This is a genomic window from Streptomyces zhaozhouensis, assembly GCF_900230195.1.
Classification (GTDB): domain Bacteria; phylum Actinomycetota; class Actinomycetes; order Streptomycetales; family Streptomycetaceae; genus Streptomyces; species Streptomyces zhaozhouensis.
The window spans coordinates 180,785-206,581 of record NZ_OCNE01000003.1 but is presented as its reverse complement, the minus strand read 5'-3'; the positions used below and the strand labels follow the sequence as shown (position 1 = coordinate 206,581).

The 25,797-nt window shown below is 72.1% G+C and carries 23 protein-coding genes and 1 pseudogene; 20 read left to right on the top strand and 4 right to left on the bottom strand.

The features are described 5' to 3' along the window. Positions 1-94: 94 nt before the first annotated feature. Complete coding sequence (locus CRP51_RS06790) at positions 95-1,687, top strand: ABC transporter substrate-binding protein (protein WP_245880416.1); 1,593 nt, start codon at positions 95-97, stop codon at positions 1,685-1,687. Between the two features lie 27 nt (positions 1,688-1,714). On the opposite strand, the gene CRP51_RS06785 is transcribed toward CRP51_RS06790, so the two are convergent. Together CRP51_RS06785 and CRP51_RS06780 are read right to left on the bottom strand one after the other, a co-directional pair. Next, positions 1,715-2,383 (bottom strand): response regulator, encoded by a 669-nt coding sequence (locus CRP51_RS06785; RefSeq protein WP_097230094.1) that lies wholly within the window; start codon positions 2,381-2,383, stop codon positions 1,715-1,717. Between the two features lie 70 nt (positions 2,384-2,453). Next, positions 2,454-3,461 carry a RecB family exonuclease gene (locus CRP51_RS06780; RefSeq protein WP_245880415.1) on the bottom strand — a complete coding sequence of 336 codons (1,008 nt, stop codon included), beginning with the start codon at positions 3,459-3,461 and terminating at the stop codon, positions 2,454-2,456. A gap of 92 nt (positions 3,462-3,553) precedes the next feature. Here CRP51_RS06780 and CRP51_RS06775 point away from each other — a divergent pair, with 92 nt between their 5' ends. From CRP51_RS06775 to CRP51_RS06765, 3 genes are all read left to right on the top strand, one after another. Further along, positions 3,554-4,951, top strand: coding sequence for a site-2 protease family protein (locus CRP51_RS06775; protein WP_245880414.1), 1,398 nt, complete (start codon positions 3,554-3,556; stop codon positions 4,949-4,951). Positions 4,952-5,023: 72 nt separating this feature from the next. Continuing rightward, entirely contained in the window at positions 5,024-5,917 is an 894-nt protein-coding gene (locus tag CRP51_RS06770; RefSeq protein WP_097230092.1) for a tRNA (adenine-N1)-methyltransferase, read from the top strand. Between the two features lie 235 nt (positions 5,918-6,152). Beyond that, positions 6,153-6,728 carry a hypothetical protein gene (locus CRP51_RS06765; RefSeq protein ID WP_097230091.1) on the top strand — a complete coding sequence of 192 codons (576 nt, stop codon included), beginning with the start codon at positions 6,153-6,155 and terminating at the stop codon, positions 6,726-6,728. A 25-nt stretch (positions 6,729-6,753) separates the two neighbouring features. Here CRP51_RS06765 and CRP51_RS06760 read toward each other — a convergent pair whose 3' ends face one another. Continuing rightward, complete coding sequence (locus CRP51_RS06760; RefSeq protein WP_097230090.1) at positions 6,754-7,080, bottom strand: ferredoxin; 327 nt, start codon at positions 7,078-7,080, stop codon at positions 6,754-6,756. 258 nt (positions 7,081-7,338) lie between these two features. On the opposite strand from CRP51_RS06760, the gene arc reads away from it, so the two are divergent. The 6 genes from arc (at position 7,339) to CRP51_RS06730 (ending at position 13,824) form a co-directional block, all read left to right on the top strand. Next, on the top strand, positions 7,339-9,123 hold the full coding sequence (gene arc, locus CRP51_RS06755; protein WP_439333125.1) for a proteasome ATPase: 1,785 nt from the start codon (positions 7,339-7,341) through the stop codon (positions 9,121-9,123). 182 nt (positions 9,124-9,305) lie between these two features. Further along, positions 9,306-10,817, top strand: a complete 1,512-nt coding sequence (gene dop, locus CRP51_RS06750) for a depupylase/deamidase Dop (RefSeq protein ID WP_097230088.1) — start codon at positions 9,306-9,308, stop codon at positions 10,815-10,817. A gap of 124 nt (positions 10,818-10,941) precedes the next feature. Beyond that, complete coding sequence (locus CRP51_RS06745) at positions 10,942-11,160, top strand: ubiquitin-like protein Pup (protein ID WP_097230087.1); 219 nt, start codon at positions 10,942-10,944, stop codon at positions 11,158-11,160. 141 nt (positions 11,161-11,301) lie between these two features. Continuing rightward, positions 11,302-12,144, top strand: coding sequence for a proteasome subunit beta (gene prcB / locus CRP51_RS06740; RefSeq protein WP_097230086.1), 843 nt, complete (start codon positions 11,302-11,304; stop codon positions 12,142-12,144). Between the two features lie 66 nt (positions 12,145-12,210). After that, the gene (prcA, locus tag CRP51_RS06735; RefSeq protein WP_097230085.1) at positions 12,211-12,978 is read left to right on the top strand and encodes a proteasome subunit alpha; all 768 of its coding nucleotides are present in this window, start codon (positions 12,211-12,213) and stop codon (positions 12,976-12,978) included. 90 nt (positions 12,979-13,068) lie between these two features. Next, the gene (locus CRP51_RS06730) at positions 13,069-13,824 is read left to right on the top strand and encodes an N-acetyltransferase (protein WP_097230084.1); all 756 of its coding nucleotides are present in this window, start codon (positions 13,069-13,071) and stop codon (positions 13,822-13,824) included. Between the two features lie 10 nt (positions 13,825-13,834). Here CRP51_RS06730 and CRP51_RS06725 read toward each other — a convergent pair whose 3' ends face one another. Next, positions 13,835-14,917: a LacI family DNA-binding transcriptional regulator gene (locus tag CRP51_RS06725; RefSeq protein WP_097230083.1), complete on the bottom strand. Its 1,083-nt coding sequence runs from the start codon at positions 14,915-14,917 to the stop codon at positions 13,835-13,837. A 52-nt stretch (positions 14,918-14,969) separates the two neighbouring features. Between CRP51_RS06725 and CRP51_RS06720 the strand changes: the two are divergent. The 10 genes and pseudogenes from CRP51_RS06720 (at position 14,970) to CRP51_RS06675 (ending at position 25,778) form a co-directional block, all read left to right on the top strand. Next, positions 14,970-16,230, top strand: a pseudogene (locus CRP51_RS06720) (MFS transporter). Between the two features lie 9 nt (positions 16,231-16,239). Next, positions 16,240-17,601 carry a Pup--protein ligase gene (gene pafA, locus CRP51_RS06715; protein ID WP_097230082.1) on the top strand — a complete coding sequence of 454 codons (1,362 nt, stop codon included), beginning with the start codon at positions 16,240-16,242 and terminating at the stop codon, positions 17,599-17,601. A gap of 83 nt (positions 17,602-17,684) precedes the next feature. Continuing rightward, positions 17,685-18,677, top strand: a complete 993-nt coding sequence (locus tag CRP51_RS06710; protein WP_097230081.1) for an FKBP-type peptidyl-prolyl cis-trans isomerase — start codon at positions 17,685-17,687, stop codon at positions 18,675-18,677. Between the two features lie 74 nt (positions 18,678-18,751). Beyond that, the gene (locus CRP51_RS06705) at positions 18,752-19,123 is read left to right on the top strand and encodes an FKBP-type peptidyl-prolyl cis-trans isomerase (RefSeq protein WP_097230080.1); all 372 of its coding nucleotides are present in this window, start codon (positions 18,752-18,754) and stop codon (positions 19,121-19,123) included. Between the two features lie 158 nt (positions 19,124-19,281). Continuing rightward, complete coding sequence (locus CRP51_RS06700; RefSeq protein ID WP_097230079.1) at positions 19,282-20,235, top strand: helix-turn-helix transcriptional regulator; 954 nt, start codon at positions 19,282-19,284, stop codon at positions 20,233-20,235. A 22-nt stretch (positions 20,236-20,257) separates the two neighbouring features. Next, the gene (locus CRP51_RS06695) at positions 20,258-21,226 is read left to right on the top strand and encodes a helix-turn-helix transcriptional regulator (protein ID WP_097230078.1); all 969 of its coding nucleotides are present in this window, start codon (positions 20,258-20,260) and stop codon (positions 21,224-21,226) included. Between the two features lie 15 nt (positions 21,227-21,241). After that, the gene (locus tag CRP51_RS06690; protein ID WP_097230321.1) at positions 21,242-21,469 is read left to right on the top strand and encodes a hypothetical protein; all 228 of its coding nucleotides are present in this window, start codon (positions 21,242-21,244) and stop codon (positions 21,467-21,469) included. A 136-nt stretch (positions 21,470-21,605) separates the two neighbouring features. Beyond that, on the top strand, positions 21,606-21,878 hold the full coding sequence (tatA, locus tag CRP51_RS06685; protein WP_097230077.1) for a Sec-independent protein translocase subunit TatA: 273 nt from the start codon (positions 21,606-21,608) through the stop codon (positions 21,876-21,878). An 82-nt stretch (positions 21,879-21,960) separates the two neighbouring features. Further along, positions 21,961-22,872 carry a twin-arginine translocase subunit TatC gene (tatC, locus tag CRP51_RS06680; RefSeq protein WP_097230076.1) on the top strand — a complete coding sequence of 304 codons (912 nt, stop codon included), beginning with the start codon at positions 21,961-21,963 and terminating at the stop codon, positions 22,870-22,872. A gap of 95 nt (positions 22,873-22,967) precedes the next feature. Beyond that, positions 22,968-25,778, top strand: a complete 2,811-nt coding sequence (locus CRP51_RS06675) for a DEAD/DEAH box helicase (protein ID WP_097230320.1) — start codon at positions 22,968-22,970, stop codon at positions 25,776-25,778. Positions 25,779-25,797: the final 19 nt, after the last annotated feature.

The window sequence follows — 25,797 nt, the reverse complement described above, 5'->3', positions numbered from 1 at the left end:
CTCACTCGGCCTCGGTGTCGCGGGCGTTCCGGTCCGACTAAGGTCGGTTGCTCGTCGAAGACGAGGACCCTGAAGCGACCGAAGGACCGACTCCGTGAAGACCCGCTTGGGGAGGGCCTGCCCCACACTCGCCCTCTCGTTGGCCGCGGCCCTGCTGGCCGGCTGTGGACTGACCGAGGACGACGGCGCGGCCGAGGGTGAGGGCATCACCGTCGGCATGAGCGACGAGGTGCTCTCCGTCGACCCCGCCTCCGGCTACGACCCCGGCTCCTGGTTGGTCTTCAACAATGTTTTCCAGTCACTTCTCAGCTTCCCGCCCGGTGGCACCGAGCCGCAGCCCGAGGCGGCCGAGGAGTGCGGCTTCACCGACCGGGCCAGCCAGCGCTACACCTGCACGCTCAGGGACGGCCTGACCTTCAGCAACGGAAACGCCCTGACCTCGAAGGACGTCAAGTTCTCCTTCGACCGCACGCTGCGCATCGACGACCCCGACGGGCCCGCGGTGATGCTCTCCACGATCGACCGCGTCGAGACGCCGGACGACAGGACCGTCACCTTCCACCTCAACGAGCCGGACGCCACGTTCCCGCAGAAGATCGCCTCCGGCGCCGGCTCCCTCGTCGACCACCGCGAGTACCCGTCCGACCGGCTGCGCACCGACGGCCAGGCCGTCGGCTCCGGCGTGTACACGCTCGCCGGCTACGGCGAGGACGAGGCGGTCTTCGAGGTCAACGAGGACTACCACGGCCCCGCCGAGGTGAAGAACTCCGGCGTCACCATGAGGCTCTTCCACGGCGACCAGGAGGCGCTCGGCGAGGCGGTGCGCGGCGGCGAGGTGGACATCGCCTACCGCGGCCTCGCCTCGGGGGACATCGCCGGCCTGGAGACCGAGGACCGCAGCGGCAGGGGCGAGCTGAAGGTCGTCGACGGCACCAGCGCCGAGGCCCAGTACCTGGTCTTCCACGTCGACGACCCCGTCACCGGCGACCCGGCCGTCCGCCGCGCCGTCGCCCAGCTGATCGACCGCGAGGCGCTGGTGCGCGACGTCTACCAGCGCACCGCCGAGCCGCTGTACTCGGTGGTGCCGGCCGGGATCACCGGTCACAACACCGCCTTCTTCGACCGGTACGGCGCCACCGGCGACCCCGAGGCGGCCGCGCGGACCCTGGAGGAGGCCGGCATCACCGAACCCGTCGAGCTGACCCTCTGGGCCACCCCGGTCCGCTTCGGCCCCGACACCGTCGCCGCGTTCGAGCACCTGGCCGACCAGCTCAACGACAGCGGGCTCTTCGACGCGACGGTGGAGAGCGTGCCGGCCGAGGAGTTCGCCGAGGGCGTCGCGGACGGCGAGTACGGCGCCTTCGTCCGGGGCTGGGTGCCCGACTTCCCCGATCCGGAGAACTTCACCGACCCGTTCTTCGGCGCCGACAACGTGCTGGCCAACGGCTACACCTCGGAACGGATCACCGGCGAGCTGCTGCCCGCCACCCGGCAGGAGGCCACCCGCGCCGACTCCGTGCCCGCCTTCGAGGAGGTGCAGGACATCGTCGCCGAGGAGGTCCCGCTGATCCCGCTCTGGCAGGGACGCCAGTACGCGGTCGCCGACGAACGGGTCAACGGGCTCCAGTGGACGCTGGACCCCTCCACCGTCTTCCGCTTCTGGGAGCTGGAGCTCTCCGAGGGCTGACCGGCGCCGCCGCCCCGGCCGCCGCGCTCAGCTGCCGGGGCGCACCAGCCCGCTCTCGTAGGCGAAGACGGCGGCCTGCACCCGGTCCCGCAGCTCCAGCTTGGTGAGCACGTGACCGACGTGCGTCTTCACCGTGGTCTCGCTGACGAAGAGGTCGGCGGCGATCTCCGCGTTGGACAGGCCGCGCGCCACCAGCTTCAGCACCTCCACCTCCCGCTCGGTGAGCGTCCCCAGCGCGTCCGGGACCGGCTCCTCGCCCGAGGGCAGCTTGGAGGCGTACATGTCCAGCAGCCGGCGGGTGACACTCGGCGCCAGCATCGCCTCGCCGCCGGCGACCACGCGGATCGCCTGCACCAGCTCGGCTGCCGGCGCGTCCTTCAGCAGAAAGCCGCTGGACCCCGCGCGCAGCGCCTCCACCACGTACTCGTCCAGGTCGAAGGTGGTCAGGACCAGGACCTTCACCGGCCCGTCCTTGACCGTCCCGGTGATCTGCCGGGTCGCCTCCACCCCGTCCATCCTCGGCATCCGGATGTCCATCAGGACCACGTCGGGCTGGAGGGCCCGCACCTGCTCCAGCGCCTGGACACCGTCACCCGCCTCGCCCACCACGGCCAGATCGGGCTCGGCCTCCAGGATCATCCGGAAACCGGTGCGCAGCAGGGGCTGGTCGTCCACCAGCAGAACGCGGATCGGCATCGAAGCGCCCTTCGGTCGGGGAGACGGCCGCGCCGGCTGGACTGCGGCCGAGATCCACGATCATTCTGGCTCACCCGGCCGTGCCACCGGAGCCCGGGCGTCCCCCGCGCGCCAACTCCCCGCCCTCCCCGCGCTCCTCACCGGACGGCTGCGCCGGCAGCGGCAGCGCCGTCTGGATGTCCAACGGGTACGGCGGGGGAGTGCCCCCGAACTCCGGGCAGCGCGCCTGGTGGTCGCACCAGGAGCACAGCCTGCCCCGGCGGGGCCGCCAGTCGCCCGACTCCGTCGCCCGCTGGATCGCGTCCCACAGCGCCAGCACCTTCCGCTCGACGCCGCGCAGGTCGGACTCGTCCGGGTCGTACGTCACCACCTCGCCGCTGCCCAGATAGACCAACTGGAGCCGGCGCGGCACCACTCCGCGCAGCCGCCACAGCACCAGCGCGTAGAACTTCATCTGGAAGAGCGCCCCCGAGGCGAACTCGGGCCGGGGCGCCTTGCCCGTCTTGTAGTCGACGATCCGGATGTCCCCGCCGGGCGCCACGTCCACCCGGTCGATCACCCCGCGCAGCCGCAGCCCCGTCTCCAGCGTCGTCTCGACCCACAACTCCCGCTCGGCCGGCTCCAGACGCGTCGGGTCCTCCAGCGTGAACCACCGCTCCACCAGCCGCTCCGCCTCGGCCAGGAACGCGGCCAACCGCTCGGCGTCCAGCTCGTCCCCGCCGCCCGCGCCTTCTCCTGACGCCTCGTCGGCCCCCCGCGGCTCCCCTTCCCCGTCCCCGTTCGCGCCCGCGTCCCCGTCCGCCCCGAAGAGCCGCGCCAGCTCGGGCCGCCTGGCCAGCAGCCGCCGCCACTCGGGTCCCACCAGCGCCCGCGCCCTCGGCACACTGCGCTCCGCCGCCGGTGCGTCGAAGAGCCGCTCCAGCACCGCGTGCACCACCGTGCCGCGCGTCGCCGCCTCGCTCGGCTCCTCGGGCAGCTTGTCGATGACGCGGAACCGGTAGAGCAGCGGGCACTGTTGGAAGTCGGCGGCCCGGGAAGGAGACAGGGAACGCGGCGGCGCGGCGGTGGAGCGACTCATGCACCGAACCCTACGGCGCGTCACTGACAGCCAGCCCATACCATCGTCTCCACGCGGCGGCCACGCGTGGCCGCGAGGCCCGAGGGGAGCAGGTGGCGAAGACCACGACCGACCGGTCACCCGAGCCGGAGGAGCCGGAGGAGCCGGAACGGCCAGGAGAGCCGGGACGACCGGAGGCGCCGACACGCCCGGAGCCCGGCGACGACCCGCACGACCCGGCCGCCCGGACGCCGCGGACGGCCAGGGACAGCCGGGAGAGCGCCCGCGTCAGCCGGGAGAGCGCCCCAGCGGGCCGGGAGGACGGGGAGAAGGGCCGGCCCCGCGACCCCGGTCGCCCACGCGGCGCGCTGCTGATGGGCCGCGTCCGGGGCGTGCCCGTCCTGGTGACCCCCAGCTGGTTCCTGGTCGCCGCCCTGATCACCCTTCTCTTCGGCCACCAGCTCGACCGGGCGCTGCCCGAACTCGGCGCCGCCCGCTACCTGGTGGCGCTCTTCTTCGCCGTCGCGTTCTACGGCTCCGTGCTGGTCCACGAGTTGGCCCACACCTATGTCGCGCTCCGCCTCGGCCTGCCCGTCCACCGCGTGCAGATCCAGTTCGTCGGCGGCGCCTCCGAGATCGACGACCGTTCCGCTACCCCCGCCAGGGACCTGGCCGTCGTCGGCGCGGGACCGCTGCTCTCGCTGCTGCTCGGCGGGGTCTTCGCGCTCGGGCTGCTCGTCGTCGAGCCCGGCACCGTGCCCGGCGTGCTGATCGCCGCGCTGATGATCTCCAACCTGATCGTCGCCGCGTTCAACCTGCTCCCCGGGCTGCCCCTGGACGGCGGCCGGATGCTGCGTGCCGCCCTGTGGTGGCGCACCGGCGACATGCTGCGCGCCACCGTCATCACCGTCTGGGCCGGCCGGGTGCTGGCACTGCTGGTCCTCGTCGGCTTCCCCACCGCGACCCATCTGCTGATGGGCGACCGCGCCGCGTTCGGCGGCCTCCAACCGCTGCTGGACGCGCTGCTGGCCGCCGTGCTGGCCGCCGTCATCTGGCTCTCCGCCGGGCGCAGCCTGCGGATCGCCCGCCGCGAGGCCCGGCTGCCGGAGCTGACAGCCCGCTCCCTGCTGCGCCGCGCGGTTCCCGTCGCCCCCGAGACCTCCCTGGCCGAGGCGCTGCGCCGGGCCAACGAGGTCGGCGCCAACGCCCTGCTGGTCGAGGACGACGACGGCACCCCGCTCGCCCTGGTCCGCGAGGCGGCCGTCGCCACCGTCGCCGAGGAACGCCGGCCCTGGGTGCCGGTCATCGCCGTCGCCGAGGAGCTGACCGAGGGGATGCGCGTCCCCGACGACCTCGCCGGCGAACGGCTGCTGGAACACCTCGACGCCACCCCGGCCAGCGAGTACCTGGTCGTCACGGCCGACGGGACGACCTGCGGCGTGCTCTCGGCCCGGGACGTCGACCGCGTCCTCGCCGCGATGGAACGAGGCGAGCCGGCCCCCGCCCGCTAGGTCGCCACCGCGACCGAGGGCCGGGGCGGCTCGATTACGGACCGGCTCCCCGTCTGGACTAGTCTTGCCGCCATGTCCGAACCGACCGGTGCCGCCCGCCGTCGCGGGCCCTTCGAGGTCGGGGACCAGGTACAGCTGACCGACCCCAAGGGCCGCCACTACACGTTCACGCTTGAGGCGGGCAAGAGCTTCCACACCCACAAGGGAGCCTTCCCCCACGACGAGCTGATCGGCGCCCCCGAGGGGACGGTGGTCCGCACCACGGGAAACGTCGCCTATCTGGCGCTGCGCCCACTGCTCCCCGACTATGTCCTGTCCATGCCTCGCGGGGCCGCGGTGGTCTACCCCAAGGACGCGGGGCAGATCCTGGCCATGGCCGACATCTTCCCCGGCGCCCGGGTGGTGGAGGCCGGCGTCGGCTCGGGGTCGCTCTCCACGTTCCTGCTGCGCGCCATCGGCGACCAGGGGATGCTGCACTCCTACGAGCGCCGCGCCGACTTCGCCGACATCGCCAGGGAGAACGTCACCCGCTACTTCGGAAGCCCGCACCCCGCCTGGGAGTTGACGGTCGGCGACCTCCAGGACAACCTCTCGGACACCGACGTGGACCGGGTCATCCTCGACATGCTCGCCCCCTGGGAGTGCCTTGACCCGGTCGCCAAGGCGCTGGTCCCCGGCGGCATCCTCTGCGCCTACGTGGCCACCACCACGCAGCTCGCGCGCACCGTCGAGACCATCAGGGAGCACGGCAGCTTCAACGAGCCGACGGCCTGGGAGACCATGGTCCGCACCTGGCACGTCGAGGGCCTGGCCGTCCGCCCCGACCACCGGATGATCGGCCACACCGGGTTCCTGCTGACCGCGCGCCGTCTCGCCGACGGGGTCACCCCGCCGCTGCGCCGCCGTCGCCCGGCCCCCGGCGCCTACGGCTCCGACTACACGGGCCCCGGCTCCGCCTCCTCCTGAACTCCCGCCGCCCGCCCGGCTCTTGCGCCGGGCGGGCGGAAGAGGCGACGAACGGGTGGGAACGGTGAGGGGCGTGGGATCATCCACCCCCCGCCGTTCCCCGGCGATGTGAGATATGGCACGATGCCGGTCTGCCGGCGCGCCAGCCGGCTCGTCCCCTCCCGCCCACGGCACGCCCGGCCCGCCCGGGGCCGCGCCGTGGCACGCCGCACTCCCGCCCCCAGGAGAATTCCGCGTGCAGCGATCGGCAGCGCCCCACACCCCGCGCACCGAAGGCCCCTCGCACACCCCCGCCCGCCCCCGGCACTGGCTCGTCACCGCCGTCGGCGTCGCCGCCGTCACCGGCGCGGCCGCCCTGGTCCAGCCGACCGGGGCCGGCGCCGCCCCCGGCCCCGTCCTCACGGCGGGGCCGGACGCCACGGTCGCCGACTACCCGGTCGACTGCGGCCCGTTCGACGTGCTGGTCACCGACCAGGCGGAGGTGGACCTCGACTCCGACGGCCAGGGGGAGACGGTCGCCGTGGTCCGCTGCGACGCCGGCCTGGGCACCCCGCCCAACGGCATGTACCTGCTCACCCACGGCGCGGGCAGCGACGCCCCGCCCGAGGTCACGGCCACGCTGGTCGACCCGTCGGAGCAGATGACCGTCGACCGGCTGCGCGCCGAGGGCACCGGCTTCTCCGCCCGGCTGGTCGGCTACTCCTCCACGGACATCCCGCGCTGCTGCCCCGACATGATGCGCGACGTGCGCTGGGAGTGGCACGACGGCGGCCTCGAACTCACCGCCGAGCGAGCCCCGAACAGCGTCTGAGCCCCGGAGCCCGGCGGCGGGCGTGTCAGTCGGCGTCCGGGCCCAGTACCTCGACGCCGTCCGAGACGCGGCGCACATGGATGCACGCCCCCGGGCAGTCCTTCACCGAGTCCGACACCTCACGCAGCAGCGGCAGCGGAACGGGCGCCCCGGCCCCCGGCTCCGTCAGCAACTCCGCCTCCGTGCCCGGCTCGGCCGGCGGCTTCACGTAGGCCAGCCCGTCGATGTCCAGCTCGAACACCTCGGGCGCGTACTGGGCGCAGATGCCGTCCCCGGTGCACAGATCCTGGTCGATCCAGACCTCCAGCTCGTCGCTCGCCGCCGCTGCGGGGGTCTCGTTCCGCGTGCTCATCCGGCTGTCGCTCCTCGGGTCCCGTCCTGGGACGTGTGGATCGGATCTTCGTGGGCGAGGCAGCAAAGGAAGCTGTCCCCGACGGCTGTTGACCACCATCGACGATACAACCGGCCGCTTCCTGACGGCGCCGGGTGGGTATCCCCTCGCGTGAGGGAGTGCGCAAGGGTGAAGATCGGACACGCCCCGACCGTCTTTGTGATCTAGGGGTTTCGAACTGCACCGGTCCAGGTAGGGTCTGGAAGCGTCCAGCTCCCCTTGGAGGAGGTGAGGACCGTGGTATCCCAGAACGACGACAGCAACCGCGGCATCCGGTCCGGGCGAGGTTCCGACGACCAGACCCGCCAGATCGCCGACCTTGAGCAGGAGATCACCGTCCTGCGCCGCAAGCTGGCCGATTCGCCGCGGCACACGCGGGTTCTCGAGGAGCGGATCGTCGAGCTCCAGACGAACCTGGCCGGCGTGTCGGCGCAGAACGAGCGGCTCTCGGGCACCCTGCGGGAGGCCCGTGACCAGATCGTCGCGCTCAAGGAGGAGGTAGACAGGCTCGCCCAGCCGCCCTCCGGGTTCGGCGTCTTCCTCGAAGCCAACGAGGACGGCACCGCCGACATCTTCACCGGCGGCCGCAAGCTCAGGGTCAACGTCAGCCCCGGACTCGAAGCCGCCGACCTGCGGCGTGGCCAGGAGGTCATGCTCAACGAGGCGCTCAACATCGTCTCGGCCATGGACTTCGAGAACGCGGGGGACATCGTCACCCTGAAGGAGGTCCTGGAGGACGGCGAGCGTGCCCTCGTGGTCGGCCACACCGACGAGGAGCGCGTGGTCAAGCTCGCCGAGCCGCTGATGGCCTCCACCCTGAGGGCCGGTGACGCGCTGCTGCTGGAGCCGCGCTCCGGCTACGTCTTCGAGGTGGTGCCCAAGAGCGAGGTCGAGGAGCTGGTCCTCGAAGAGGTCCCGGACATCGACTACACCCGGATCGGCGGCCTCGGCGGGCAGATCGAGCTGATCAGGGACGCGGTCGAGCTGCCCTACCTCTACCCGGACCTGTTCCGCGAGCACGAGCTGCGCCCGCCCAAGGGCGTCCTGCTCTACGGCCCGCCCGGCTGCGGCAAGACGCTCATCGCCAAGGCGGTCGCCAACTCCCTCGCCAAGAAGGTCGCCGAGGTCACGGGCAAGCCCGCCGGGAAGAGCTTCTTCCTGAACATCAAGGGCCCCGAGCTGCTCAACAAGTACGTGGGCGAGACCGAGCGCCACATCCGCCTGGTCTTCCAGCGGGCCAGGGAGAAGGCGAGCGAGGGCACGCCCGTCATCGTCTTCTTCGACGAGATGGACTCCCTCTTCCGCACCCGCGGCTCCGGCGTCAGCTCCGACGTGGAGAACACGATCGTCCCCCAGCTGCTCTCCGAGATCGACGGCGTGGAGGGCCTGGAGAACGTCATCGTCATCGGCGCCTCCAACCGCGAGGACATGATCGACCCGGCGATCCTGCGCCCGGGACGCCTCGACGTGAAGATCAAGATCGAGCGCCCCGACGCCGAGGCCGCCCGCGACATCTTCTCCAAGTACCTGACGCCGCGCCTGCCGCTGCACGACGACGACCTCGGCGAGCACCAGGGCAACGCGGAGGCCGCGATCGACGGCATGATCCAGACCGTCGTGGAGCAGATGTACGCGGAGTCCGAGGAGAACCGCTTCCTGGAGGTCACCTACGCCAACGGTGACAAGGAGGTCCTGTACTTCAAGGACTTCAACTCCGGCGCCATGATCCAGAACATCGTGGACCGGGCCAAGAAGATGGCGATCAAGGACTTCCTCGACCACCAGCAGAAGGGCATCCGCGTCTCCCACCTGATCTCGGCCTGTGTGGACGAGTTCAAGGAGAACGAGGACCTGCCCAACACCACCAACCCCGACGACTGGGCCCGGATCTCCGGCAAGAAGGGCGAGCGGATCGTCTTCATCCGCACGCTGGTCACCGGCAAGCAGGGCGGCGACACCGGCCGCTCCATCGACACGGTGGCCAACACGGGCCAGTACCTGTAGGACCCGGCAGAGCAAGCGAGCGAACGACGTCCGGCTGCGGGACACGCGAGGCGTGGCCCGCAGCCGGACGCGTATCCGGACCGCCCGAGGACTCGCGGTGATCTCCTCACCGCACCCCGTGTCGCCTAGGCTGCAAGCCAGCGACCGGGGCCGGAGGGCGCCCGCGAGGCAAGGAGGGCCGCATGACCGTACGGCGAGTGATGGGCATCGAGACCGAGTACGGCGTCTCCGTCCCTGGCCACCCCAACGCCAACGCCATGCTCAGCTCCTCCCAGGTCGTCAACGCCTACGCGGCGGCGATGCACCGCGCCAGAAGAGCCCGCTGGGACTTCGAGGAGGAGAACCCGCTCCGCGACGCCAGGGGCTTCGACCTGGCGCGGGACAACGCGGACGCCAGCCAGCTGACCGACGAGGACATCGGCCTGGCCAACGTCATCCTCACCAACGGCGCCCGGCTCTACGTGGACCACGCGCACCCCGAGTACAGCGCCCCCGAGACCACCAACCCGCTGGACGCCGTCCGCTGGGACAAGGCGGGGGAGCGGATCATGGCCGAGGCGGCCGAGCGCGCCGGCGAGGTGCCGGGCGCGCAGCCGATCCTGCTCTACAAGAACAACACGGACAACAAGGGCGCCTCCTACGGCACCCATGAGAACTACCTGATGAAGCGGGAGACCCCGTTCTCCGACATCGTCCGCCACCTGACCCCCTTCTTCGTCTCCCGCCAGGTCGTCTGCGGCGCCGGGCGGGTCGGGCTGGGGCAGGACGGCTCGGAGCACGGCTTCCAGATCAGCCAGCGCGCCGACTACTTCGAGGTCGAGGTCGGCCTGGAGACCACACTCAAGCGGCCCCTCATCAACACCAGGGACGAGCCGCACGCGGACGCCGAGCGGTACCGCAGGCTCCATGTGATCATCGGCGACGCCAACCTCTCGGAGATCTCGACCTACCTCAAGCTGGGCACCACCGCGCTGGTGCTGTCGATGATCGAGGACGGCTTCATCGCCGTCGACCTCGCCGTCGACCAGCCCGTGCGCACCCTCCACCGGGTCAGCCACGACCCGACGCTCAAGGAGCTGGTGACGCTGCGCAGCGGTCGGCGGCTGACCGCGGTCCAGCTCCAGATGGAGTTCTACGAGCTGGCCCGCAAGTACGTCGAGGAGCGCTGGGGCACGGACGCCGACGCGCAGACCGCCGACGTGCTGACCCGCTGGGAGGACGTGCTGACCCGGCTGGAGAGCGACCCGATGAGCCTGTCCAACCAGCTGGACTGGGTCGCGAAGCGGGAGCTGATGGAGGGGTACCGGCGCCGGGACGGCGTGGGCTGGGAGGACGCCAGGCTGCACCTGGTCGACCTCCAGTACGCGGACGTCCGCCCCGCCAAGGGCCTGTACAACCGGCTGGTGGCGCGCGGCCGGATGCGGACCCTGCTGGACGACGCGGTCGTGGAGGAGGCCCGCCGGCAGCCGCCGGAGGACACCAGGGCGTACTTCAGGGGGCGCTGCCTGGACCGCTACGCCGAGCATGTGGCCGCCGCGTCCTGGGACTCGGTGATCTTCGACCTGCCGGGGCGCGACTCGCTCCAACGGGTGCCGACCATGGACCCGCTGCGGGGCACGAGGGAGCACGTGGAGGGGCTGCTGGAGCGCTCCGAGACCGCCGAGGATCTGGTCAGGGCGCTCTCCGGCGGCTGAGCGGTGCCCGATCAGGGAATGATCTCAGTGGTTTCCGGAGGTTGCCGCTCCGGGAAGCCGATGTCAGCCCCGGCGAGTAGGGTCTGAATCATGTCACGTCACAGCTGAGCATGGGGTGAGGGAGATGGCGACCAAGGACACCGGCGGCGGCCAGCAGCGGGCGTCGCGTACCAGCGAGGAGACCGAGGAGCAGGCGCAGGACGCCGAGGTCTCCGAGGATCTCAAGGAGCGTCAGGAGGCCCTGACGGACGACGTGGACTCGGTCCTGGACGAGATCGACGAGGTGCTGGAGTCCAACGCGGAGGACTTCGTGCGCAGCTTCGTCCAGAAGGGCGGCCAGTAGGCCGCGGGCTGCCGGCCGTGGCTTTCCGAGTCATGTGGATCATGTCCATCTGACGGGTAGGGTCCGTGACGTACGCTGCCTCTGCCCGGCCCTCCGTCGGCCCGGAGCAGCGGACCGTTTCGCCTACCTGGAAGGAAACCTGTGGCAGCCAACTCCCACGATCAGGGGCGACTCCCGGCGGCCTTCCTGCGGCCGGGGTCGTCCTCCTTTCTCGACTTCCTCTCCGAGCACGCGCCCGAGCGGCTGCCCGGCGGGGCGACGCCCCCGATCAAGGGGCCGGTCGAGGCGCCGCACGGCACCACCATCGTCGCCGCCGGCTTCGCCGACGGTGTGGTCCTCGCCGGCGACCGCCGCGCCACCATGGGCAACGTCATCGCCACCAAGGACATGGAGAAGGTCTTCCCCGCCGACGAGTTCTCCGCGGTGGGCATCGCCGGCACGGCGGGCATCGCCGTCGAGCTGGTGAAGCTCTTCCAGCTGGAGCTGGAGCACTTCGAGAAGGTCGAGGGCGAGGTCCTCTCGCTGGAGGGCAAGGCCAACCGCCTCTCCACGATGATCCGGGGCAACCTGGGCATGGCCATGCAGGGCCTGGCCGTGGTCCCGCTCTTCGCCGGCTACGACCTCGACCGCGGGCGCGGGCGGATCTTCTCCTACGACGTGGCCGGCGGTCGCACCGAGGAGACCGGCTTCGCCTCCGTCGGCTCCGGATCGGTCTTCGCCCGCGGCTCCCTGAAGAAGCTGCACCGTGACGACCTGTCGCAGGACGAGGTCGCCACGGTGGTGCTCCAGGCGCTCTACGACGCGGCCGACGACGACTCGGCGACCGGCGGCCCCGACCTGGTGCGCCGGATCTACCCGATCGTCATGGTGATCACCGAGGACGGCATCCGCCGCCTGACCGAGGATGAGGTGTCCGCGGCCGCCGGGGCCATCCACGACGGCCGCCTCCAGCGGCCCGACGGCCCCCAGGCGCCCGCCCTCTGAGTGCCCTCGGCCCTCGCGGTGCCGATCCATCCGCTGTGACCGACCAGATGTGAAGGGACGACCCCGGTGTCCACGCCGTTCTATGTCTCACCCCAGCAGGCCATGGCCGACCGCGCCGAGTACGCCCGCAAGGGCATCGCGCGCGGCCGGAGCCTGGTGGTGCTCCAGTACGCCGACGGCATCGTGTTCGTCGCCGAGAACCCCTCGCGGGCGCTGCACAAGGTCAGCGAGATCTACGACCGGATCGCGTTCGCCGCGACCGGCAAGTACAACGAGTACGAGTCCCTGCGCATCGGCGGCACCCGCTACGCCGACCTGCGCGGCTACACCTACGACCGGCAGGACGTGACGGCCCGCGGCCTGGCCAACCTCTACGCCCAGACACTGGGCACGATCTTCTCCGCGACCGTGGAGAAGCCGTACGAGGTCGAGTTGCTGGTCGCCGAGGTCGGGGCGACTCCGGCCGAGGACGAGATCTACCGGCTGCCGCATGACGGTTCGATCATCGACGAGCACGGATCGGTCGCCGTCGGCGGGAACTCGGACCAGATCGGCACCTATCTGAGCCAGCGGCACCGGGACGACATGGACCTGGGCGAGGCGCTGCGGCTGGCCGTGGACTCGCTGCGCAGGGAGAGCGGCGGGGCGGAGCGCGAGCTGGCCAGCGACCAGTTGGAGGTCGCGGTGCTGGACCGCAAGCGGCCGCAACAGCGCAAGTTCAAGCGGGTGTTGCAGCGCCAGCTCAGCGCCCTGCTGGAGGCCGGTGAGAGCGCGGAGGCCGGTGCGGACGCCGACGCGGGCGGCGACGAGGCCCCCAAGGGCGGGAGCGAGTAGCGGGCACCCTCCTCCCCCGGCGCCCGCGCCGGGGGAGGAGGACGCAAAACCCGGTGCCCCGGGCCGGCTCGGCTGGCTACGGTGCGGGCCATGGATCTGCGCATCGTCACGCTCGCCCAACGGCCCACCCTGAAGTCCTCGTTCGCGGACGCGGAGAGCGAGCCCTGGCCCGCGTTCATGGACGAGGACCCGATGGCGCTGCTCTACTACAGCGACGTCAGGACCGCGCACCCGGAGTACGCGCTGCTCGCCTACGACGCGAACGCCCCGGAGCAGGCGGTGGCCCGCGCGTACTCCGTGCCGTTCGCCTGGGACGGCGACCCCGCACGCGGGGAACTCCCCGTCGACGGCTGGGACGGGGTGATCTGGCGCTCGGCCCGCGACCGCCAGGTCGGCCGGAAGCCGAACGTCGTCTCGGCGCTGGAGATCACCATCGCCCGGCACCTCCAGGGCACCGGGCTGTCCGGCAGGATGCTGGCGGCGATGCGGGAGAACGCGGCACGGCTCGGGTTCGAGCACCTGGTCGCCCCGGTGCGGCCGAACCACAAGCACCTGGTCCCCGACCTGCCCATGGAGGAGTACGCGGCGCTGGTGCGCGAGGACGGGCTGCCCAGGGACCCGTGGCTGCGCGTCCACGTCCGTGCCGGCGGTCGGATCGTCGGCACCTGTCCGCGCGCCATGGTCATCCCCGGCACGCTGGCGGAGTGGCGTGCCTGGACCGGGCTGCCGTTCGACACGTCGGGGCCGGTCACGGTGCCCGACGCGCTCGTGCCGGTGCACTGCGACGTCGCGCACGACCACGCGGTCTACGTGGAACCGGGGGTGTGGGTGCACCACCGGCTGTGAGGGCGGCGGCTCAGCCGGGCGCCGGTCCCGTGGTGCCGCGCACGGCCAGCCGCACCGGCAGCACGGTGTCCGGCTGCGCGCGGCCGTCGAGCACCGCGAGCAGCGCGCGCAGCCCGGCCGCGCCGAGTTCCTCGGCCGGGAGGCTCACCGTGGTCAGCTCCGGTTCGACGGTGGTGGCCAGCGCCAGGTCGTCGAAACCCGTCACCGAGACGTCCTCCGGCACCCGGAGCCCCATCCGCCGCGCCGCCTTGCACGCCCCCGCGGCCAGCAGGTCGTCGTCGCAGAACAGCGCGGTGGGGCGGGGAGCGGCGGCCAGCGCGCGCTCCGCCGCCCGCAGGCCGCCGACGACGCTCAGCTCGGCCCGTTCCGTGCGCGGCGCGGGGAGACCGTCGAGATCCAGCCGTTCCGCGAGCGTCGCGGCCCGTACGGCGAACGTCCAGGACTCCACGTCGGCCGCGAGATGGGCGATGCGCCGGTGCCCCCACTCCCGCAGATGGTCGACGACCAGCCGCGTCCCCGCCGCGATGTCCGGGTTGACCGTGGCGGCGGCCGGCGCACGCCCCGGCTCGCTGTCGAGCATCACCAGCGGCAGCCCGGCACCGCTGAGCGCGCTCAGCGCCTCGGCCGCCATCGAGGAGGCCAGCACCCCGTCCAGCGTGGCGCTGGCCGAGGCGAACGGGTCGGGCGCCGGGCCCACGCCCTCGGGGGAGGGGTAGAGCACCAGGTGGAGCCCGTTCTCCGCGGCCACCGCCGCCGCGCCCGCGTGCACCCGTCCGAAGAAGTCGTTGGCCAGCGCCGGCACCACCAGCAGCGCGGTCCTGGTGCCGCCGAGCCGGAGGCTGCGGGCCGCCTGGTTCGGGCGGTAGCCCAGCTCCCGCACGGCCGCCCGCACCGCGTCGACCCGGGCGGGGGAGACCCGGCCGCGCCAGCGGTCGCGCAGCACCAGCGAGACCGTCGCCTGTGAGACCCCGGCGCGCTCGGCAACGTCGCGGCTGGTCGGCGGGCGCGCGTCGGGCACGGGACCTCCCCTGTCCGGCCTGTCGGCCTGCTCGGCTGACGAGAGCCGGATATCGCTTGTCCTGGACCGGATCATCGTACGTAGAATCGGACCGGCGTTATACGTAACACTGACGAAGGGTGACCCCATGACCGCCGGCTATGCGGAGCTGTTGCGCTCCCCTCATGTGCTGCGGCTGCTGACCGGCACGCTCGTCGGCCGCCTCCCGCACGGCACCGCGCCGTTGGCCATCGTGCTCTTCACCCGGGCCGAGGGCGGCGGCTACACCCTCGCCGGCGCCCTGGCCGCCGTGCACGGGCTGGCCACCGCCGTCGGCCAGCCGCTGCTCGGGCGGCTGGTCGACCTCCGGGGGCAGCGCGTGATGTTCCCGGCCGCGCTGGTCTCCGCGCTGGCGATGGTCGCGTTCGCGCTGCTCGGCACCGACCCGGTGGGACCGGCCGCGGCCCTGGTGCTGCTGGCCGGGCTCACCACCCCGCCGCTGGAGGGCGCGCTGCGGGCGCTGTGGACCAGCGTGCTGGGCAGCGCGGAACGGGTGCGCAGGGCCTACGCGTTGGACGCCGTCGCGCAGGAGGTGATGTTCGCGGGCGGGCCGCTGCTGGTGATGCTGTTCGTGGCCGCCTGGTCCGAGGCGGCCGCGCTGCTGGTGATCAACGCGGTCGGGCTGCTGGGCGCGCTGACCGTCGTGGTCTCCGCGCCCTCACGCCGCTGGCGCGGGGAACAGCGCGAGGCGCACTGGCTGGGAGCCCTGCGCTCCGGGGGGGCTCCTGGCGCTGCTCGGCTGCTTCCTGTGCGTGGGCATGGCGCTGGGCGCGATCTCGGTCGCCGCCGTGGCCTACGCGGACGCCAGGGGCGACGAGTGGGTGGCCAGTTATCTGCTCTCCGCGCTCGGCGTGGGCGCGTTGGTCGGCGGGCTGTGGTACGGGGCCAGGCCGTGGGCCGGGGCGCCCGAGCCGCGGCTGCTGGCGCTGGTCTCCCTGCTGGCGGCCGGGTATCTGCCGCTGGCCCTGGTGCCGGGGTCGGTGGCGTTGATGACGCTGCTCGCCGGCCTGTCGGGGATCGCCTTGGCGCCGGCGCTGGCCTGCGCGTTCGTGGTCATCGACCGGCACGCGCCGCGCGGCACGGTGACCGAGGCGTTCTCCTGGCTGGTGACCACGTTCGGCGTCGGCGCGGCCGTCGGCACGGCCGTCGCGGGGCCGGCCGTCGAATGGGGCGAGGAGGGCGCCGGCTTCCTGGTCGCCGGGGTCTCCGGCTGCCTCGCGGCGCTGGTGCTGCTCGCCACCCGCCGCGTTCTCGCAGTTCCCGGCGGTGCTTCCGAAGCGCCCGTGGAATCGCGAAATGATCGAAACGCCGCGCTCGAACCCGGTTTCAGAAGTGGGCATCAGGCGTAATGTTCACTCATGGATCGCCGCATTTTCGGGCTGGAGAACGAGTACGGCGTCACCTGTACGTTCCGTGGCCAGCGACGGCTGTCCCCGGACGAGGTGGCGCGGTACCTCTTCCGCCGAGTCGTGTCATGGGGCCGCAGCAGCAACGTCTTTCTGCGCAACGGTGCCCGGTTGTACCTGGACGTCGGTTCGCACCCGGAGTACGCCACTCCCGAGTGCGACAACGTCACCGAGCTGATCACCCACGACAAGGCGGGCGAGCGCATTCTCGAGGGCCTGCTGGTGGACGCCGAGCGGCGGTTGCACGAGGAGGGCATCGCCGGCGACGTCTACCTCTTCAAGAACAACACGGACTCCGCCGGCAACTCCTACGGCTGCCATGAGAACTACCTGGTCGCCCGGCACGGGGAGTTCTCCCGGCTGGCGGACGTGCTGATCCCGTTCCTCGTCACCCGCCAGCTGGTCTGCGGCGCGGGCAAGGTGCTCCAGACGCCCAGGGGCGCGGTCTTCTGCGTCAGCCAGCGCGCCGAGCACATCTGGGAGGGGGTCAGCTCGGCGACCACCCGCTCCCGGCCGATCATCAACACCAGGGACGAGCCGCACGCCGACGCCGAGCGGTACCGGCGACTGCACGTGATCGTCGGCGATTCGAACATGTCCGAGACCACCATGCTGCTCAAGGTCGGGGCGACCGACCTGGTGCTGCGGATGATCGAGGCGGGCACGGTGATGCGCGACCTCACGCTGGAGAACCCGATCCGCGCTATCCGCGAGGTCAGCCACGACATCACGGGACAGCGCAAGGTCCGCCTGGCCACCGGTCGGGAGGCGTCCGCGCTGGAGATCCAACAGGAGTACTTCGACAAGGCGTTGGACTTCTGCGAGCGGCGCGGGATGCGGTCCGGTCTCACCGAGCGGATCCTGGAGCTGTGGGGGCGGACGCTGGACGCGATCCGCGGCGAGCAGCTCGACAAGATCAACACCGAGATCGACTGGGTCATGAAGTACCAGCTGATCGAGCGGTACCGGGCCAAGCACAACCTGACCATGTCGCACCCCAGGGTGGCGCAGATAGACCTCGCCTACCACGACATCCACCGCCGCCGCGGCCTGTACTACCTGCTGGAGCGCAAGGGACAGGCGCAGCGGATCTGCAACGACCTGAAGATCTTCCAGGGCAAGTCGGTCCCGCCGCAGACCACCAGGGCCAGGCTGCGCGGCGACTTCATCCGGCGGGCGCAGGAACAGCGCCGCGACTTCACGGTGGACTGGGTCCATCTGAAGCTGAACGACCAGGCCCAGCGGACCGTTCTGTGCAAGGACCCCTTCCGCTCCGTGGACGAGCGGGTTGAGAAGCTGATCGCCGGCATGTGACCGTCCCGGTGGGCCGGCCGAGGTCGTAGGGTGGCGGGACCAGCGGGGTCCCGCCCCGGCCGTTCCTATCGCGAGTTGGACTCATGATCCCCACACAACGAGCGCACCGCCTCGTCGCGGCGCTGGCCGTGCCGGCGCTCTTCCTGACCGCCGCCTGCGGCTCCGAATCGGGCGAGGACAAGGGGGGCGACGGTCCGGTGGCGACCGTCTCGGGCAAGTCGGGCGAGCAGCCCGAGATCGAGATCGACGAGGAGGCCGCGGTCGCCGAGGAGACCGTGGTCGAGGTGCTCGCCGAGGGCGACGGCGCGGAGGTCGCCGAGGGCGACTACCTGCGGATGGACGTGCTCGCCACCACCGTCGAGCAGGGCGCCGAGCTGGTCAACACCTGGCGTACCACCGAGGGCGAGCCCAGCCAGGAGACGGAGGACGGGGCGAAGCCGCAGGTCATCGCCCAGGCGAACGTCGAGTCCTCGCTCCCGCAGGCGGTCACCCAGCCCCTGATCGGGCAGCAGGTGGGCAGCCGCGTGCAGATCGAGGGCCAGGCGGGCGAGCTGCTCGGGCCGGCGGCCCAGCAGGTCGGGCTGAGCGAGGACGACGGGGTCGTCTGGGTCTTCGACATCGTCGCCTCCGCGCAGGTGGATCCGGCCGGCTCGGTCGAGGGCGAGCAGGCCGACTCGGAGGACGGGATGCCGGCCGTGGAGATCGGCGACGGCGGCCCCGAGATCACCATCCCCGAGGGCGAGGACCCGCCGGAGGAACTGCGCGAGCAGTTGCTCGTCGAGGGTGACGGTCCCGAGGTGACCGACGGGCAGGCGCTGGTCGTCCAGTACACGGGCGTGACCTGGGCCGACGGCGAGGTCTTCGACTCCTCCTGGGAGCGTGAGTCCGCCTCCGCCTTCCAGATCGGCACGGGCTCGGTCGTCGCCGGCTGGGACGAGACCCTGGTGGGCAAGAAGGTCGGCGACCGCGTGCTGCTGGTCCTCCCGCCGGACATGGCCTACGGCGACCAGGAGAACGGCGGCATCCCCGCCGGTTCGACGCTGGTCTTCGTGGTCGACATCATTGGTGCGGCCTGAGGTTGATCACGCCCCGGGTGCCCCACGCGTCAACAAGCGACGCATGTAGCAATCCTTCGTAGGAGTGGTTTTCGGTGAACAACGAGAAGCCCGAGGTTGACTTCCCGGGTGGCGAGCCGCCGGCGGACCTTGAGATCAAGGACCTCTGGGTGGGGGAGGGACCCGTCGCCGAGGCCGGCGCCCAGGTCGCCGTCCACTACGTGGGCGTGGCCTTCAGCAGCGGCGAGGAGTTCGACGCCAGCTGGAACCGCGGCCGTCCGCTCGTCTTCCAGCTCGGCGCCGGCCAGGTCATCACCGGCTGGGACCGGGGCGTGCAGGGGATGCGGGTCGGCGGCCGGCGGCAGCTGACCATCCCGCCGCACCTGGCCTACGGCGACGCCGGGGCCGGCGGCCGCATCAAGCCGGGCGAGACGCTGATCTTCGTCTGCGACCTGGTCTCGGTCTGATCGAGGCAGGCGGTACCGTGGGCCCATCCCCTCAGACGGGGGTGGGCCCACGCGCGTGTGGTGAACACCCCCGGGACGCGGGCCGGTTGACACACGCGCCGGCCCTGCGGGGACACCCGGCGGGGAGAAGGAACGGATCGAGGGAAGGGGGCGGGGCGATGGCCATCGCCAAGGCCGAGCGGCTGATGAACCTGGCCCTGTGCCTGCTGAACACCGCCCGCCCGTTGAGCAAGCGGGAGCTGCGCGACTCCATCGAGGCGTACATCGAGGTCAGCTCCGAGGACGCGTTCAACCGCACCTTTGAGCGGGACAAGGACGACCTGCGCGAGCTGGGCATGGTGATCGAGACGGTGGAGAGCCTGGACGGCGAGGTGGGGTATCTGGCCCGCCGCGACCTGAACCGGCTGCCGCCCGTCACCCTGGACGCGGCCGAGGCCGCGGCCCTCGGGCTGGTCGCCCGGGTCTGGCAGCAGGCCAGGCTCGCGGGCGCCGCCAGTGGCGCGCTCCAGAAGCTGCGCGCCGCCGGCGTCCCCATGGTCGACGCGGAAGGGGACCACTACAGCGCGCTGGAGCCGCGCGTGCCGGCCGGTGACGCGGCGTTCGAGCCGCTGATGATCGCCTGCCGTGACCGCCGGGTGGTCACCTTCGACTACCGCAAGTCCAACGCGGCCACCCCCGAGGTCAGGCAGGTCGAGCCGTGGGCGCTGGAGTGCTGGCACGGGAACTGGTACCTGGCCGGCCACGACCGGGGGCGGCGCGCGCAGCGGGTCTTCCGGCTCTCCCGGATCGTGGGCCGGGTCAGGTCGCGGTCGGGCGAGTTCACCGCCGAGGTGCCCGACCAGGTCGCGGTGCGCGAGGGCGTGGCGGCGTTCGCCGGGGAGCACGCGACGGCGCAGGCGCGGATCAGGCTGCGCGCCGGCGCGGGCTACCCGCTGCGCGCCCGGGCGACCCGGTTTCTGAGCCGGGGCGTGGAGTGGGACGAGCTGGAGATCCCCTACGGGCACGGACTCGACGCCTGGCTGGCCGAGTTCGGGCCCGACGTGCTGGTGTTGGCGCCGGCGGAGCTGCGCGCGGACGTGCTGGAGCGGCTGCGCGCGGTGGCCGCGGGCTGAGGGCAGAGGGGGAGAGGACGACATGGCGACCACCGCCATTGACCGCACCAGGCGGCTGCTGTCGCTGGTCACGTATCTGCGGGAGCGGCCGGGCGCCCGGGTCGACGAGGTGGCGCGCGCGTTCGGCGTCACCGAGGACGAGCTGATCTCCGACCTGAGCGTGCTGCCGATGTGCGGCACCAGCTTCCGGGGCGGTGACCTGCTCGACATCGACACCGACGGCGAGCACATCTGGTGGTACAACGCGGAGGCGACCGGCTCCACCACCGGGCAGCCGCTGCGGCTCGCGGCCGACGAGGCGACGGCGCTGCTGGTCGCCGCCCGCGCGGTGGCCACCATGCCCGGGCTGCGCGCCGGGGACCGGGACGCGCTGCTGCGGCTGACCGCGAAGCTGGAGGCGGCGGCGGGCGAGAGCGCCAGGGCCAGCTCGCGGGTCTCGGTCACCTTCGAGTCCGAGGGCGGGGTCTTCGCCGAGGTGGACCGGGCCATCGCCGAGCGCAGGCGGCTGCGGATCCGCTACTACTCGCCGGGCAGGGATGAGCTGACCGACCGGGAGATCGACCCGATCCGGCTCTTCGCCGTCGGCCACACCTATGTCGAGGCGTGGTGCCGCCGCACCGAGGCCCGGCGCACCTTCCGGCTGGACCGGGTGGCCAGCATCGAGCTGTTGGACGTGCCGGCCGACCCCCCGCCGGTCGAGCCGCGTGACCTCAGCGAGGGGCTGGTGCAGCCGGCGCCCACCGATCCCGAGGTGGTCATCGAGGTCGGCCCCGGCGGCCGCTGGGTCGCCGAGTACTACGCGCACGACGAGGCCGAGGAGCTGCCGGACGGCGGGCTGCGCATCGCGTTGCGCACGCCCGACCCGATCACGCTGCGCCGGCTCGCCCTCCGGCTCGGCGGTGACGGCCGGATCGTCGCGCCGGCGCGTCTGGCCGACAGCGCCCGCGAGGCGGCGCGGGACGCGTTGCGCGCCTACGAGGAGTTGGGATAGCCCGTGTTCTGGCCGATGGCACTCGTTTTCCTGACCTTCGCCGGGGTCGCCGTGCTCGGCGTGCTCGCGGTGCGGGTCGGGATCGAGGTGGCCCGTTTCTCCCGGGCGGTCGCCGACGGAACGGAGCGGATCGGCCGTGCCGCCGAGGAGCTGGAACGGGCGGCCGAGCCGCTGGCCGCCAGGTCCGGGGAGGTCGGCCGGGAGATCACTCCGGGCGTCGTGCGTGGTGTACCGGATGAATAGGGCGACGCCCAAGCATTGCTTTGTGTTTACCCCCGCGCGTTAAGATTGCGGAGCGTGTGGTCGGTGAGGGTATTTCTCCGGTGCCGACATCAGAGCCACATCTCGTGGAGAGACCCGAAGAGAGAGAAGACACAACATGGGCGCTATCTCCCCAATGCACCTTCTCGTTGTCGCCCTCGTCGTCGTTGTGGTCTTTGGCTCCAAGCGCCTGCCGGACACCGCCCGGGCGCTGGGCAAGTCGATGCGGATCATGAAGAGCGAGACGGCCGCCATGAAGTCGGACGGCAAGAAGCCGGGCGAGGGCGCGGACGCCGAGCCCGCCGTCGCTCCCCGCGTCATCCAGCCCGCCCCCGGCGAGAGCGAGGCGGCGCGCCCCGTGGACGAGCCCCGGGGCAGGACCCAGGGCTGACAGCCGTACGTTCAGCGTTGACCTGGCAGTGAGGGCCGGTGGCCGGGTGGATACCGGCTGCCCGACGAGATGAGGACGTGGGGTGCTCAAGACCGCGCGCAAACCGCCCAAGGACCCTGAGGGGCGGATGCCGCTCACCGAGCATCTTCGGGAGTTGCGCAACCGGCTGGGGAAGGCCGCGCTCGCGGTGGTGATCGTCGCGATCGTGGCGGCGTTCTTCGCCAAGGACATCATGGGCTTCCTCACGGATCCCGTGCCGATCTGCGAGTACAGCGCCTCGGAGGAGGCCAGGGAGAAGCGGTGCGCGGTCCTCGCGCAGAACGGCCTGCTGGCGCCCTTCGGCACGTATATCAGGGTGTCGCTGCTGGTGGGGCTCATCGTCGCCTCGCCGGTGTGGCTCTACCAGTTCTGGGCCTTCATCGCCCCCGGGCTGCACAAGAACGAGAAGAAGTACAGCCGGGCCGTGGTGGGCGTCGGCGTTCCGCTCTTCCTCACGGGCACCTACTTCGCCTACTGGCTGCTGCCCCGGGCGATCCCGGTCATGCTGAGCTTCAGCGCCGACGAGTCACAGAACTTCGTGACCGTCGAGGAGGTCCTGGACATCACCGTCCGGCTGGCGCTCGCTTTCGGCATCTCCTTCGAACTGCCGCTGCTGCTGGTCCTGTTGAATCTGGGCGGGGTGATCACCGGCAAGCGGATGCTCAGCTGGTGGCGCTGGATGGTGATGGGTATCGCCGTCTTCGCCGCCGCCATCACGCCGACGGACCTGTTGTCGATGATCGCGTTGCAGATCCCGGTGACCGGGCTCTACTTCCTGGCCTGCGGCATCGCCCTCCTCAACGACCGCCGGCGGGCCCGGCGCGACCCGAACGCGGGGCTGTCCGACGACGAGGCCTCCGACCTGGACCTGACGCCCGAGGCGGTGGGCCCGGCCCAGCGGCTCGACGACGACGGTGACCGGCGGGTCAACGGGTACGACGACGACGCGACCTGACCCCCGCGTGCCCCGCACCCCTGACGGCGGCCTGCCGGGGGTGCGGGGGAAATCCCCCGGAGGGGGCCGGAGCGGGCCGGTAGGCTCGGATGACGATGACCGACGACATGTCTCCCGCCGAGCGGTACGCCGAAGCGCGGCGTCGGGCCGCGGACGAGCGGACCGCTCTCGCCCCCTTCCGTGATCTCTACGACTTCGCGCTGGACGACTTCCAGATCGAGGCGTGTCAGGCCCTGGAGGCGGGACAGGGCGTGCTGGTCGCGGCGCCCACCGGTTCCGGCAAGACGATCGTCGGGGAGTTCGCCGTCCACCTGGCGCTGAGCCAGGGGCGGAAGTGCTTCTACACGACGCCGATCAAGGCGCTCTCCAACCAGAAGTACGCCGACCTGGCGCGCCGCTACGGCGAGGACAGGGTGGGCCTGCTGACCGGGGACAACAGCGTCAACTCCGAGGCGCCGGTGGTCGTGATGACCACCGAGGTCCTGCGGAACATGCTGTACGCCAACTCCTCGTCGCTGACCAACCTCGGCTATGTGGTGATGGACGAGGTGCACTACCTCTCCGACCGGTTCCGGGGCGCGGTCTGGGAAGAGGTGATCATCCACCTCCCCGAGTCGGTGTCGCTGGTCTCGCTGTCGGCCACGGTCTCCAACGCGGAGGAGTTCGGCGACTGGCTGGACACCGTGCGCGGCGACACCCGGGTGATCGTCTCCGAGCACCGGCCGGTGCCGCTGTGGCAGCACGTGCTGGCGGGGCGGCGGCTCTACGACCTGTTCGCGGAGTCCGGGAGCAAGCGCGAGGTCAATCCCGACCTGGTGCGGATGGCCCGGCTGGAGAACACCCGTTCCTGGGGCGCGCGGGAGCGCAACCGCAATGTGCGCGACCGACGGCGGGCCGCCGAGCGGGAGCGGGAGAAGCGCCAGCGCAACCGGCTGTACACGCCCAGCCGCGTCGAGGTCATCGACCGGCTCGACGCCGACGGGCTGCTGCCGGCGATCACGTTCATCTTCAGCCGCGCGGGTTGCGAGGCGGCCGTCCAGCAGTGCCTGGCCGCCGGGCTCCGGCTCAACGACCCCTCCTCGCGGGCCAGGGTGCGGGAGATCGTCGAGCGGCGCACGGTGGACATCCCCGACGAGGATCTGCACGTCCTGCGCTACTTCGAGTGGCTGGAGGGCCTGGAGCGCGGCATCGCCGCCCATCACGCGGGGATGCTGCCCCGGTTCAAGGAGATCGTCGAGGAGCTGTTCGTCGAGGGCCTGGTCAAGGCCGTCTTCGCCACCGAGACGCTGGCGCTGGGCATCAACATGCCGGCGCGTTCGGTGGTGCTGGAGAAGCTGGTCAAGTGGAACGGCGAGCAGCACGCCGACATCACCCCGGGCGAGTACACGCAGCTCACCGGCAGGGCCGGGCGGCGGGGGATCGACGTCGAGGGCCACGCGGTGGTGCTGTGGCAGCGCGGCATGGACCCGGGGGCGCTCGGCGGGCTGGCGGGGGCGCGTACGTATCCGCTGCGCTCCTCGTTCAAGCCCTCGTACAACATGGCGGTCAACCTGGTCTCGCAGTTCGGCCGCAGGCGCTCACGCGAGCTGCTGGAGACGTCGTTCGCGCAGTTCCAGGCCGACCGCTCGGTGGTGGGGATCTCCCGCCAGGTGCAGCGCAACGAGAGCGGTCTGGAGGGGTACCGGGAGGCGATGACCTGCCACCTGGGGGACTTCCGCGAGTACGCGGGGCTGCGGCAGCGGCTCAAGGAGCGGGAGACCGAGCTGGCCAGGCAGGGCGTGGCGCAGCGCAGGGCGGCGGCGTCGGACGCGTTGGAGAAGCTGCGGCCGGGCGACATCATCCACGTGCCGACCGGGAAGTTCGCCGGGCTCGCGCTCGTGCTCGACCCCGGCACGCCGGACGGGCGCAGCGGCGGGCGCCGCGGTCCCGACCCGCACGAGGGGCCGCGTCCGCTGGTGCTGACCGTGCAGCGGCAGGTGAAGCGGCTGGGCGCGATCGACTTCCCGGTGCCGGTCGAGCCGCTGGGCCGGATGCGCATCCCCAAATCGTTCAACCAGCGCAGCCCGCAGTCGCGGCGCGACCTCGCGTCGGCGCTGCGCACCAAGGCGGGGCACGTGGAGCCGCGCCGGCACCGCAAGGGGCGGGCGGAGGCGGCCGACGACCAGGAGATCGCCCGGCTGCGCCGGGAGCTCAGGGCGCACCCCTGCCACGGCTGCGAGTCGCGCGAGGACCATGCCCGCTGGGCCGAGCGCTACCACCGGCTGAAGCGGGACACCCGGCAGTTGGAGCGGCGGATCACGGGCCGCACCAACACGATCGCCAGGACCTTCGACGAGGTCTCCGCGCTGCTGACCGAGCTGGACTACCTGCGGGGCGACGAGGTCACCGAGCACGGCCGCCGACTGGCGCGGCTCTACGGGGAGTTGGACCTGCTGGCCAGCGAGTGCCTGCGGGACGGCGTCTGGGAGGGGCTGGAGCCGGCCGAGCTGGCGGCCTGTGTCTCGGCGCTGGTCTACGAGGCGCGCTCGGCCGACGACGCGCCGGCGCCGGACGTTCCCGCCGGTCGGACCCGGGAGGCGCTGGGCGAGATGGTGCGGATCTGGGGCCGGCTGGACGCGCTGGAGGAACGCCACCGGATCAGCACCGTGACCGGCGTCGGGCAGCGGGAGCCGGACCTCGGTTTCGCGTGGCCCGTCTACCGCTGGGCGCAGGGCCAGAGCCTGGACGTGGTGCTGCGGGACGCGGAGATGCCGGCGGGGGACTTCGTCCGCTGGTGCAAGCAGGTCATCGACGTCCTCGGGCAGCTCTCGGCCGCCGCCCCCGACGGCAGCGGCGTCGCCAAGACGGCCCGCCAGGCGGTGGACCAGCTGCTGCGCGGCGTGGTCGCCTACAGCTCGCTGGGGTAGCGGGCGCGGGCCGCCGCCC